The organism is uncultured Caldilinea sp. (assembly GCF_937128415.1).
Taxonomy (GTDB): Bacteria; Chloroflexota; Anaerolineae; order Caldilineales; family Caldilineaceae; genus Caldilinea.
This window is the reverse complement of record NZ_CAKZMJ010000007.1, coordinates 1-12,226: the sequence shown is the minus strand read 5'-3', so window position 1 is coordinate 12,226 and position 12,226 is coordinate 1. Positions and strand designations below refer to the sequence as shown.

General features: G+C 64.0%; 10 protein-coding genes. All 10 read right to left on the bottom strand.

What is annotated here, in order from left to right:
• Positions 1-33: 33 nt before the first annotated feature.
• The 10 genes from Q0367_RS00950 to acsA all read right to left on the bottom strand — a co-directional run bounded on the left by Q0367_RS00950 (position 34) and on the right by acsA (position 11,056).
• Complete coding sequence (locus Q0367_RS00950; protein WP_298980662.1) at positions 34-525, bottom strand: hydrogenase maturation protease; 492 nt, start codon at positions 523-525, stop codon at positions 34-36.
• A gap of 4 nt (positions 526-529) precedes the next feature.
• Positions 530-688: a hypothetical protein gene (locus Q0367_RS00945; RefSeq protein ID WP_297633134.1), complete on the bottom strand. Its 159-nt coding sequence runs from the start codon at positions 686-688 to the stop codon at positions 530-532.
• Between the two features lie 110 nt (positions 689-798).
• Positions 799-2,097: a Ni/Fe hydrogenase subunit alpha gene (locus tag Q0367_RS00940; RefSeq protein WP_298980661.1), complete on the bottom strand. Its 1,299-nt coding sequence runs from the start codon at positions 2,095-2,097 to the stop codon at positions 799-801.
• Positions 2,078-2,869 carry an oxidoreductase gene (locus Q0367_RS00935; protein ID WP_297633139.1) on the bottom strand — a complete coding sequence of 264 codons (792 nt, stop codon included), beginning with the start codon at positions 2,867-2,869 and terminating at the stop codon, positions 2,078-2,080. Before Q0367_RS00935 ends, Q0367_RS00940 begins: the two co-directional genes overlap by 20 nt.
• Before the next feature lies 1 nt (position 2,870).
• On the bottom strand, positions 2,871-3,746 hold the full coding sequence (locus tag Q0367_RS00930; protein ID WP_298980660.1) for an FAD/NAD(P)-binding protein: 876 nt from the start codon (positions 3,744-3,746) through the stop codon (positions 2,871-2,873).
• 47 nt (positions 3,747-3,793) lie between these two features.
• On the bottom strand, positions 3,794-4,951 hold the full coding sequence (locus Q0367_RS00925; protein ID WP_297633145.1) for a 4Fe-4S dicluster domain-containing protein: 1,158 nt from the start codon (positions 4,949-4,951) through the stop codon (positions 3,794-3,796).
• Positions 4,952-5,041: 90 nt separating this feature from the next.
• Entirely contained in the window at positions 5,042-5,302 is a 261-nt protein-coding gene (locus Q0367_RS00920) for an acyl carrier protein (RefSeq protein WP_297633149.1), read from the bottom strand.
• A gap of 655 nt (positions 5,303-5,957) precedes the next feature.
• Complete coding sequence (locus tag Q0367_RS00915; RefSeq protein ID WP_297633152.1) at positions 5,958-7,208, bottom strand: dihydrolipoamide acetyltransferase family protein; 1,251 nt, start codon at positions 7,206-7,208, stop codon at positions 5,958-5,960.
• The gene (gene pdhA / locus Q0367_RS00910) at positions 7,201-9,237 is read right to left on the bottom strand and encodes a pyruvate dehydrogenase (acetyl-transferring) E1 component subunit alpha (protein ID WP_298980659.1); all 2,037 of its coding nucleotides are present in this window, start codon (positions 9,235-9,237) and stop codon (positions 7,201-7,203) included. Before pdhA ends, Q0367_RS00915 begins: the two co-directional genes overlap by 8 nt.
• A 31-nt stretch (positions 9,238-9,268) precedes the next feature.
• A complete protein-coding gene (gene acsA, locus Q0367_RS00905; RefSeq protein ID WP_339777921.1) occupies positions 9,269-11,056 on the bottom strand; it encodes an acetate--CoA ligase in 1,788 nt (595 codons plus the stop codon).
• Between the last annotated feature and the right edge of the window lie 1,170 nt (positions 11,057-12,226).

Sequence of the window (12,226 nt, the reverse complement as noted above, 5' to 3'; positions counted from 1 at the left end):
ATAAGGTGCGGTGTAGGCTTTGCTGCATGACCTTCAATGAGCCTGACGTTGTGGCGCCAGGCGGAGGCGTTCCACGATCATCTCGATGCAACGCTCAAGGCCCATCATCACCGCTGCGCTCACCGGCCGGCCAGAGGTCAGATTGCGGCCTTCGATCCCGAAGAGCCAGACTTCCGGCGGCAGCTGATGCAGCGTGCGCGCCAGCTCAATGAGCGTCGCCAGGTCCAACGAATGCGTCGAGCAGCTCGAAACCAGGGTCGGCAACGGCGTTTGGCTGAGATCAAACCAATGAACGGCTCCCGGCGCAGCGTCGCTGATCACTGCGTCGATCAGGATGAGTCGGTCGAAGTCTTGCCAGAGAGGGATGAGAGCGGGATCGACGGTTGAGGCTTCCATCACCGTGACGTCCGGCAGGTCATATGCTCGCAGTGCCTGGGCGACCAGCAACCCCACGGCGTCATCCCCCCGCCAAGCGTTGCCAATGCCGAGCACAAGCGTCTTTGGGATAGAAGCCTCGTTTTTCACAACTTCACAACCTTGAGCGTTGCGCCTGACCGAACCCGGTGGATTGCTGGCGAGCAGCCAGACGTTCACAGTGCAGCCAGCAGCCATCGGCCTCCATCGCTGCGCGCTCCGCCGCGCACAACCCAGCCAGATAGCAAAGCAGCGCCGGGTCTGTAAAATGCATTTTCGGCGCCTTGACCCGCCGTTTGCCCTTGTGGACAAAATACGGTCGCAACAAAAATCTGAAAGGACGCCCCCCACAAGACAGTTTTCCCGCAACTCCCAGCTTTTGCCCTAGACGCGTTCGATGTTCAGCCGCAAAAAATGCGTCGAGCAGGAGATGCAAGGGTCGTAGTTGCGGATGGCCTGCTCGCACTGCCAGGTCAACTCGTTGAGCGGCAAGTGCACGCGCGGTTCAACGAAGGCGCGCAGATCGGCCTCGATGGTGGCCTGGTTCTGCGCAGTCGGCGGCGTGATGCGGGCGGAGACGATCACGCCGTTGTCGTCGAGCACGTAGCGATGGTAGAGGATGCCGCGCGGAGCCTCTGTGCAGCCGTGGCCGACGCCGCCGCGCACCTCATACTGCACATAGGGGGCGTCCGGCTCCGGGTAATCTTCCAAGATGCGCAGCGCCTCGTCGATGGCGTAGAGCGTCTCCACCCCGCGCACGATGATGCTCTGGAAGGGGTTGTTGCACGTTGGCCCCAGGCCGGCGGCGCGAGCGGCCTCCTGCACCGGCGGCGACAGGCGATCGAAGTTCAAGTTGTAGCGCGCCAGCGGCCCGACGAAATACGCTCCCCGATCCTTGATGTGGGCGTGCAGCGACGTGCTGTGCGGAAGATGCTCCTCCACCATGAACTCCTCGAATGCGGAGATGGGGATGTCCAATCCTCGGTTGGAGACGAGGCGGCCCTCGTTGAAGGGATATTCCTCAGGGTGGCGCAGCGCCACGAACTCATACGGCTGTTCAAATTCCGGGAAGGGCAACAGACCTGTCCATTTCACTAGCTCTGCCATGGCGTCACGCGCCCATTTCAACTCTTCGACGATCCGGCTCCATTCTCGTCGTTTGGGGATGTGATAGAAGCCGCCCACGCGCACGTTGATCGGATGAATCTCGCGTCCGCCCAGCAGCGCAACGATATCGTTGCCCACTTTTTTGATGCGCAGCGCCTGCAGCACCAGGTCAGGATGGTCGGCCGCCATCTGAATGGCGTCGGCGTAGCCCAGAAAGTCGGGCGCATGGAGCATGAACATGTGCAAGGCGTGGCTCTCGATCCACTCGCCGCAATAGAGCAAGCGCCGCAGCTCGCGCAGCGGCCCTTCGACTCGGACGCCGAAGATCGCCTCCATGGCGTGCACGGCGCTCATCTGGTAGGCGACCGGGCAGATGCCGCAGATGCGCGCCGTGATGTCGGGCGCTTCGGCGTAGGAGCGCCCGCGCAGGAACGCCTCGAAGAAGCGCGGGGGCTCGTAGATGCGAAGCTGTGCATCTTCGACTTTGCCTTCTCTGACTTTGACGTAAAAGGCGCCTTCTCCCTCCACGCGCGCCAGCGCCTCGACGCGCACCGTCTTAGTCGTGAGCGTGTTCATAAGCTTCACTCTCTTTGCGGAATACCTCATTGCCCGCGTTATAGGTGCGCAACGCCCGTACGATGGTCTGCGGCGACGCCCCCAGTTGTTCGCGCCACCATGTCATTAGCGAAGCGGTGTTGGGCGTCTCCATCGGGCCGTAACAGCCGAAACAGCCGCGTCCGTAGGCAGGGCAGAGCGCATGACAGCCCGCCTGCGTCACCGGTCCGAGACAGGCGACGCCCGCCGCCACCATGACGCACGGAGTTCCGCGCAATTTGCACTCGATACAGACGCTGTAAGTCGGAATATTGGGCTTGCGGCCGTGCAGGTAAGCAGCGATCACCTCGAGCAGCTGATGTTTGTTGATCGGGCAGCCGCGCAGCTCAAAGTCTACAAAGACGTGTTCGGCGATCGGCGCAGAGCGCTTCAGCGTTTCGATGTACTCCGGATGGGCGTAGACGGCGGCGGCAAACTCGCGAACGTCGCCAAAGTTGCGCAGCGCCTGAATGCCGCCCGCAGTCGCACAGGCGCCGATAGCCACCAGGAAGCGCGACGCTTCGCGGATCTCGCGAATGCGTTCGATGTCCGCCGGCGTGGTGATCGAGCCTTCGACCAACGAGAGGTCGTAGGGTCCTTCCACCACGGCGCGCGACGCCTCCAGGAAATAAGCGATCTCCACCTGCTCTACGACGGCGAGCAGCTCCTCCTCACAGTCGAGCAGGCTGAGCTGGCACCCGTCGCAGGAGGCGAATTTCCAGACAGCCAGGCGTGGTTTGCGTTGGGTCGCCATCTCAGACCTCCCCTCGTCCAAAGAAATGTTCGATCTGATCCATGCGAAACACAGGCCCATCCCGACATACGATGTGCGGACCCAACTGGCAATGGCCGCACATGGCCACGCCGCACTTCATGTTGCGCTCCAGGGAAAGCCAGGTCTGGGTTGCATCGACGCCGCGCTTTTGCAACGCCTGCACGGCGTAGCGCATCATGATCTCCGGGCCGCAGATCAACGCGGCTGCGTTGCGCGGCTCAAACGGCGCGCGCGGGATCAAGGTGGTTACGACGCCGACGTTGCCGCGCCAGTCGCCCGTCGCCCGATCGACGGTGACGTAGACTTCCAGGTCGAAGCGGGCGCGCCAGCGCTCCAGCTCGCTGCGATAGAGCAGATCCTCCGGCGTGCGCGCGCCGTAGAGCAGGACGACGCGTTCGTAGTCTTTGCGGTGCGCCACCAGATAGTAGAGCGCCGGCCGCAACGGCGCCAGCCCAATGCCGCCGGCGACAATGACAATGTCTTTGCCTTGAAGCGCCTCCAGCGGCCAGTGCGTGCCGAAGGGGCCGCGCACGCCGATCACGTCGCCCTCGCGCAGCTTCGCCATGGCGCGCGTCACGACGCCGACGGCGCGCGTGGTGTGGAGCAGGCGATCCGGCTCGGCGGGGTCGCCGCTGATCGAGATCGGGATTTCACCCACGCCGAAGATGTAGAGCATGTTGAACTGCCCCGGCGCAAATGCGGCGTGGCGTCGGGCGCCCACCGGCGTCAGCTCCACGGTGAAGGTGTCGTCGTTCTCCTGCTGGCGTCCGGCCACGCGGCAGCGATAGGGTCGAAAGGCGTCCAGGCTCAAGATGGGCGCCTGCGCAGCCTGCGGCGAGACTGCAGAACCTCGCATAGCTTCTGGGAATGCCATTCTTTGCGCTGTCATTCTGTTCACCTCCTCTACACTGCAGCTGGCTCGGGTTGGAGCTGGCCGCTCTCCTCTGCGCGCAGGGCCGCAGCCTCCGCCGTGATGTCGATGCCGACCGGACACCAGGTGATGCACCGTCCACAGCCGACGCAGCCGATGGCGCCGAATTGATCCTGCCAGGCGGCCAGCTTGTGCATGAGCCATTGGCGATAGCGCGCTTTGGCGGAGGTGCGCACGCTGCCGCTGGAGATGAACGAAAAGGCCAGCGTGAAGCACGAATCGAAGCGACGCCAGCGCTCGGCGACCTGACCGGAGAGATCGGTTGCATCCTCGATGCTGAAGCAGAAGCAGGTTGGGCAGACCATCGTGCATGCGCCGCAGGTGAGGCAGCGCTGCGCCACCGCCTCCCAACGGGGATGGTCGATGTTGCGATAGAGCAGCTCTTTCAAGCCGGCAGTCTCCAGGCTGCGCCCCATGCGGCGGGCGGCCTGCGCAATCGTCGCTTCGGCGAGTGCGATGTCTGCATCCGTCGCCGACCGGTGAGGAATTGTCTCCAGAATTTCAGCCCCGCGCACGCTCCCCGCGACCGCGACAAAGCGATGCTCGCCGTCGAGCAGCTCGGTCAGCGCAATGTCATATCCCGGCCCGACGCCGGGACCGGTTCCCAACGATGCACAGAAACAGGTGTTCCCGGCTTTGCCGCAGTTGACCGCCACGATGAAGAGCGCTTCGCGTCGTCGCTGGTAATCTTTGTCTGTGGCAGCTCCGGCCATATAGATGGCGTCCAGCTGCTGAATGGCGTGCAGCTCGCAGGCGCGCACGCCGATGAAAGCGTAGCGGGGCGGCGGCTCCTCATCGACGACGAACTCGAAGCCATCCTCCGTCTTGCGCGCGCGCCAGAGCAGTCGCAGCGGCGGGCTGAGGAAGCGCTTCCAACTGTGCGGGCCGACGTTGTAGCCGAAGAGGGCGTCATCGTTGCGTCGCTCCAGCCGGTAGGAGCCGCCCTCCTGGACATCGGTCCAGCCGATGGGAAGCTCCTCGATGCGATGGAGTTCGTCGTAGACAATTGCGCCATGCTCGATCTGCGGCCCAACCGTCGTGTAGCCGTGAGCGCGCAGAACATCCAGAAGCTCCTGGAGTGCAGCGCGCTCCAAGGCGTACGGGCTGCCATCCAACTCGTATGCGCCCATATCTGGCCTCCTGAGATCATTTTGCCGACGCGGCGACGCAAGCCCGTGCAAATGCGCCTTACGCAAAGACGCGTTGTTGCGTCAGGCTTCTCACATGTGCGCCAGCAGATAGTTGATCAATCCTTCGAGTGTGCTGACCTTGCCATAGTCTTTTTCGGGAATCTCTACGCCGGTCTCTTTCGCCAACCCGATCAAGAAATTGAGAAAGTCGAACGAATCGATTTCAAGGGTTTCACGGATGTCATCATAAGGACGCAAGTCATTCAGATCGGCTTCCGGCGCAAGGCCGCGCAACTGGTTCAAGATGAGCTGGCGTAGTTCTTCCTTATTGAACGTTCGCGTTGCAACCATGATCGCCTCCTGTTTCCCTGGCGCTGCACAGTTTTATGATCTGTCGGGGCTATGCGGCTGCGAGTCGCACTTAACCACAAACCGATGCCACTTGCGTAGGCGCTGCTCGTAGCGGCGCTTCCTCGTTTTTTCCCAAGGCGCATGGGCCTGCCGAGGACGTGCGGCTGGGAGCCGCACCTACGAAAAATCATCATGATTCCGTAGGCGCTGCTCGTAGCTGCGCTTCCCCGGTTCGCCAAATCCTCGGCCCCCCTTCTCCCCCTCTCCTAAGGCTGGGAGAGGGGACCAGGGGGTGAGGGCCTGCACGGGCCCGTCGAGGACGTGCGGCTGGGAGCCGCACCTACGAAAATCATCATGATTCCGTAGGCGCTGCTCGTAGCAGCGCTTCCCAGGTTCGCCAAATCCTCGGCGCTCCCTTCTCCCCCTCTCCCACCATTGGGAGAGAGGGCCAGGGGGTGAGGGCCTGCACGGGCCCGTCGAGGACGTGCGGCTGGGAGCCGCACCTACGAAAAATCATCATGATTCCGTAGGCGCTGCTCGTAGCAGCGCTTCCCAGGTTCGCCAAATCCTCGGCGCTCCCTTCTCCCCCTCTCCCATCATTGGGAGAGGGGGCAGGGGGTGAGGGCCTGCGGCTGGGAGCCGCACCTACGCAAATTTATGCGTTGAAAAGCGCCTCCGGCTCCTGCAACAGCCGGTTCAACACATCCAAAAATTCGGCGCCGGTGCGACCGTCGGTGGCGCGATGGTCACCGGCCAACGTGGCGTGCACAACCGGACGCACGCCGATCATGCCGTTTTCGACCCACACCTCCTCCGTCACCTTGCCAAAGCCGACCAGAGCCACCTGCGGCGGGTAGATGACGCCGAAGACTTTCTCGACCCCCATGTCGCCCAAACTCGTCACGGTGATGGTGGCGTCGGTCAGCTCCGAGCTGCGCAGACGCCCCGCGCGCGTGCGCATGATCAAGTCGCGCAGGGTCTCCATCAGCTCGTCTGCGCTCTTGAGGTCGGCGTGATGGATGGCGGGCGTGACCAACCCGCCCTGGCGCAGGGCGATGGCGAAGCCGATGTGAATCGCCTCGGCGACCTGTAAGGCGTCGTCCACCCAATAGCCGTTGAGCTGCGGAACGTGCGTGAGCGCTTTGGCGACGGCTTTGATCAGCAGCACGGCGGGCAACAGACGATTCTGAATCGGCCGCTTGAGGTTCTCCGCCTCCAGCCACGCCAGCGCCTTTGCCATGTTGATGCGTGTCTCCAGATAGTAATGCGGGATGTCGCGGTTCGACCGCGCCATCGCCAGCGCAATGGCGCGACGCATGCCGGCCTGAAACTCGGCGCTGCTCTTGTCCACCGGCTTTGCGGGGGAAGGGGGCGCCTCCGCAACTTGGGCCGGCGCCGCTTGCTGCGCCTCCCTCTGCGCCTTGAGCGCCGCAGCTGCGCGCTCGACGTCCGCCTTGTCGATGGCGCCCTGTGGGCCGGTTCCTTGCACCTGGCTGAGATCGACGCCCAGCTCTGCGGCCAGCTTGCGCGCCAGCGGCGAGACGCGGATGCGATGGCCGTTGGCGGCGCGCGCGACAGGCTCGGCGGCTTTGACGGCAGGGGTGGGCGCGGCGGCCATCTTTGCTTCGGCGGCGGGCATGGCCGCAGGCGCAGCGACCTTTCCCGCCTCCCCAACCGCCTCGATGACGGCGATCGGCGCGCCGACCGGCATTTCTGCGCCCGGCGCGGCCAGCAACGCACGCACCACGCCCTCCTCGAAGACCTCCACCTCGATGTCGCCCTTCTCGGTGCCGACGACTGCGATCACCTGTCCGCGTTTAACGACGTCGCCCGGCTTGACCAGCCACTCCAGCAGCTTGCCCGACTGCATATCGGCGCCCAGACTGGGCATCAGAAATTCAGCCATGGTTCACCATCCCTTTCACAGCAGCCACGATGCTCTCGACCTGCGGAATCGAGGCGTCCTCTAGCTGCGGCGCGTAGGGCATCGGCACTTCGGCGCCACACAGCCGCTCGACCGGCTGATCGAGGTCATAGAAAGCCTGCTCCATGATGCGGGCGCTGATCTCCGCAGCGAGGCTGCCGCTGCGCCAATCCTCATCGACGATCAGGGCGCGATGCGTCTTGCGCACCGAGGCCATGATGGTCTCATCGTCGAGCGGTCGCAGCGTGCGCAGATCGATCACCTCGCAGTCGATGCCTTCCGCCGCCAGCTTCTCTGCAGCCTCCAGCGATTTAATCAACGCCATGCCGTAGGCGATGATGGTGAGGTCCTTGCCTTCGCGGCGCACCGCCGCCTTGTCGATGGGGACCGGGCCGGCGTTGACCGGCAGCTCCGCTTTGTTGTTGTAGAGCAGCGTGTTCTCGAAGATGAGCACCGGGTTGGGATCGGCCAGCGCGCTCTCCAACATGCCGCGGGCGTCCTCGACCGTGGCCGGCGCCAGCACCTTCAGGCCGGGAATGTGAGCGTACCAGCCGTCGAAGGTGTGCGAATGCTGTGCAGCGAGCCGCTTGCCCCCGCCCGTGCCCATGCGGATGACGAGCGGCACGTGGAAAAGTCCGCCCGACATGTGCAGGATGGTGGCGGCGTTGTTGAGAATCTGGTCGAGCGCCAGCAGGCTGAAGTTGCAGGTCATGATCTCCACGATCGGCAACATGCCGTTCATGGCCGCGCCGATGCCTGCGCCGGTGTAGGCGGACTCCGAAAGCGGCGTCCCGATGATGCGCTCCTCGCCGAACTCCTGGAGCAGCCCCTTGCTCACGGCGAAGCAGCCGCCGTAGCGGCCGACGTCGGCGCCCATCAGGAAGACGCGTTCGTCGCGCTGAATGGCGGAGCGCATTGCCTCGCGCACGGCCTCGCGATAGGTGATCTCGCGCGTCTCTGCGGCGGGCGGCTCCGGCGGGGGCAGGCGATAGAGCTCATCCGGCGGGATATTCTCCGCATACACGAAGCGCTCCAGCTCTTCGACCGGCTCCCAAGTGCCGGCTTCGGCGAAGGCCACCGCCTCGTCGATCTCCGCCTGCACCTGCGCCTCGATCTCCTCGATGTCTTCGTCGGAGAGCAAGCCCTCCTGCTTCAGAAGCGCCTGGAAGGTCGTGATCGGGTCGCGCTTGCGCCACTCCTGCACCTCGCTCTTGTCGCGGTAAAGCTCGGCGTCGAACATCGAGTGCGCGCGGAAGCGATAAGTGCGGCACTCCAGGAACTGCGGTTCTTCGCCCGCCTTGATGCGCGCCACCGCCTCGCGCGCGGCGGCTTCAACCGCCAGCACGTCCATGCCGTCCACAGCGCGGGCGTCGATGCGATAGGAGGCGGCCTTTTTGGCGATGTCCGGCTCCGACTGGTGCAGCTCCAACGCCGTGCCCATGCAGTAGTAGTTGTTCTCGCAGATGAAGAGCACGGGAAGCTTCCACAGCGCCGCCAGGTTGAGCGACTCATGGAACTCGCCCTCGGCCACGGCGCCGTCGCCGAAAAAGCAGCAGGTCACGCGGTTAAGGCCGCGCAGCTTGTCGGCCAGGGCGATGCCGACCGCCATCGGCAGATGGCCGCCGACGATGCCGTTGCCCCCGTAAAAGCGCGTCGCCTTGTCGAAGAGATGCATGGAGCCGCCGCGCCCGCGTGCGCATCCTTCTTGCTTGCCATACATCTCCGCCAGAATGGCGCCGGCCGAAATGCCGCGCGCCAATGCCTGGCCGTGCTCGCGGTAGGTGGCGATCACGGCGTCCTCCGGCGTCAGCGCCTGCATGACGCCCACCGCTACGGCCTCCTCACCGTCGTAGAGGTGCATGAAGCCGCGAATTTTGCCCTTGGTGTACAGCTCGTAACACTTTTCCTCCAGCCGGCGGATGCGCACCATTTCCTGCAATAGGTGCAGCGCATGCTCTCGCTCCAGCGCCGGCTTATCGCGCGCTTTGGTCTGAAGTGCAACGGTCGTCATGGCGCTTCCCTCCTTTCTCGTCGCCGGTGCGTTATTGCACTGCCTTCTCTTCTTCCTCCGCCGCCTTCTCCAGCGTCGAAAGGTCGCCCTCGGGCAGCCCGAGCTCGCGCGCTTTGAGCAGACGGCGCATGATCTTGCCGCTGCGCGTCTTGGGCAGGTTGTCCTGAAACTCGATCATCTTGGGCGCGACGGCCGAGCCGAGCCTCGTGCGCCCCCAGCCCAGCAGCTCCAGGCGTAGCTCCTCGCTGGGTTTGTAAGGCGGCTTGAGCGAAACGAAGGCCTTCACCACCTCCCCGATCACGGGGTCGGGCACGCCGATGACGCCCGCCTCGGCGACGGCGGGATGCTCCATCAGCGCGCTTTCGACCTCGAACGGCCCGACCATATGGCCGGCGGTCTTGATGATGTCGTCGGCGCGGCCGATGAACCAGAAGTAGCCGTCCTCGTCCAGCTCGGCCAGGTCGCCGGAGATGTACCAGCCGTCGATGAAGCACTTGGCGTAGCGCTCCTCGTCGTGTAGATAGCCGCGGAACATCGAAGGCCAGCCGGGTTTGAGCGCCAGATGCCCTTCGACGTTCGGCTCGGTCACGACGCGCACGTGGCCGTCCTCCAACTTTTCGACGATGGCGGCCTCTACGCCGGGCAGCGGCTTGCCCATCGAGCCGGGGCGGATGTCCATGGCGGCGAAGTTGGCGATCATGATGCCGCCGGTCTCGGTCTGCCACCAGTTGTCGTGGATGGGTAGATGGAGCTTCTTCATGCCCCACGCCACAGCCTCTGGGTTGAGCGGCTCGCCCACGCTGGCGATGAAGCGCAGGTTGCTGAGGTCGTACTGCTCGAGCGGTTCGATGTCCATGCGCATCAGGCGGCGGATGGCGGTCGGCGCCGTGTACCAGACGGTGACCTTCTGCCCCTCGAGGATGCGATACCAGCGTTCGGCGTCGAATTCGGCCTCATCGACGATCATGGTCACGCCGTGGCAGAGCGGCGCGCTGATGCCATAGGAGACGCCCGTCACCCAGCCGGGGTCGGCGGTGCACCAGTAGATGTCCTCCGGGTGCAGGTCGAGGGCGTAGAGCGCGGTCATGTAGTGCATATAGACCGCCTTGTGGACGTGGATGGCGCCTTTGGGCCGCCCGGTCGTGCCACTGGTGAAGTGCAGAAGCGCCATGTCCTCCGGATCGGTGGGCGGGATCGTGAATTCCGGCGAGGCTTCCTCCATCAGCCGCGGCAGCGACAGCACATCCTCGTTGACGTGGCTTTCGGCGTCGGTCAGCAGCACGAACTCCAGCGACGGCAGCCGCTCCCACATCTCGGCGATCTTGCGTTGCCGGAAGAGGCGCTCGGTGGTCACCAGCACTTTCCCCTCGCCGATCTTCAGCCGCTGTTCGACCGGCTCCGGCCCGAAGGCGGAGAAGAGCGGACAGAGCACGCTGACGTTTTTGAGCGTCCCCAGCACAGTGATGTAGAGTTCGGGGATGCGGCCCGCCAACACGAAGACGCGCTCCCCTTTGCCTACGCCCAGCCTGCGCAAGACGTTGGCGAAGCGGTTGCTCTGCTCGGCCAGATCGGCGTAGGTGAAATCGCGCACGTCGCCATCCTTGCCCAGCCAGCGCAGCGCCAGATGGTTGCGTCTTGCGCCGCGGGCGTGGCGATCCACCGCTTCATGGGCGATGTTCAGCCCCTGTCCGTCGGGCAGCCCATCCAGCATGCGCTCGATGGTCTCCCAGGTGAAAGTGCGATAGGTCTCTTCATAGTTGACAAGATTGGGCGGAACCCGCAACATCTGTGGGGTCTTGCGAATCGGCTCCCATTGCATGGCGCTTTCCTCCTTTCCCGGCGGAGATGAACCCAGGCCGACCCATACAAAAACGGCGTCCTCGATGGATGAAACCAACGCAGACGCCGTGTACACAGCGAAATCGGTGGGATATGCGCAGAGTACGACCGGCGTCGTTGCCGAGTCCTCCTTCCGGCGGCGCTTTTCCTGGAGGATTGACCAGGAGCTGCGCACGCCCAATCACTCCCGCGCGCTGCGGGAGTTTTGTGTTTTTAAGTGTAGCAAACTTTGCGGCTTCGTTGAATAGCCAGATGACCAGGTTTGTGAAAAATTTTACGAGCTTGAAGGATCATCGATCCATACACCGGTTAGAATCCGACGCCTGGCAGGAGGAGGCGGCCGATGGAGATCGATTGGTTCTCTTCGCTCTGCTGGGCGTCAGGTCAGGCTACGGTCAGGGGCGATGATGGCAGGCCCTCACCCCCTGACCCCCTCTCCCAAGGCTGGGAGAGGGGGAGAAGGGAGCGCCGGGAATTGGGCTAACCGGGGAAGCGCCGCTACGAGCGGCGCCTACGGAATCATGATGATTTTTCGTAGGTGCGGCTCCCAGCCGCACGTCCTCGGCAGGCCCGTGCAGGCCCTCACCCCCTGACCCCCTCTCCCAAGGCTGGGAGAGGGGGAGAAGGAGCGCCGAGGATTGGGCTAACCGGGGATGCGCCGCTACGAGCAGCGCCTACGGAGTGATGATGGTTTTCGTAGGTGCGGCTCCCAGCCGCACGTCCTCGGCAGGCCCGCAAGTGCAGGCCCTCACCCCCTGACCCCCTCTCCCAAGGCTGGGAGAGGGGGAGAAGGAGCCCCGAGGATTTGGCTGATCGGGGAAGCGCCGCTACGCGCAGCGCCTACGGCGCAATGATGGTTTTCGTAGGTGCGGCTCCCAGCCGCACGTCCTCGGCAGGCCCGCAATTGCAGGCCCTCACCCCCTACCCCCTCTCCCAAGGCTGGGAGAGGGGGGAAGCTTTCAATGGCCCGCAAAACCTTGGGAAACTCAGGGAAGCGCAGCTACGAGCTGCGCCTACGGGTTGCCAGAATCTTTTGCGAAATTCCGTCCAGCTTCTTGGAAGTTTGCAAGCGTTGACGCCGACCAAGTCGCCGGACTGCGTATCTCCAAAATTTGTCACCCTGCCTGATGACGTAGAGGCAGGGTGACAA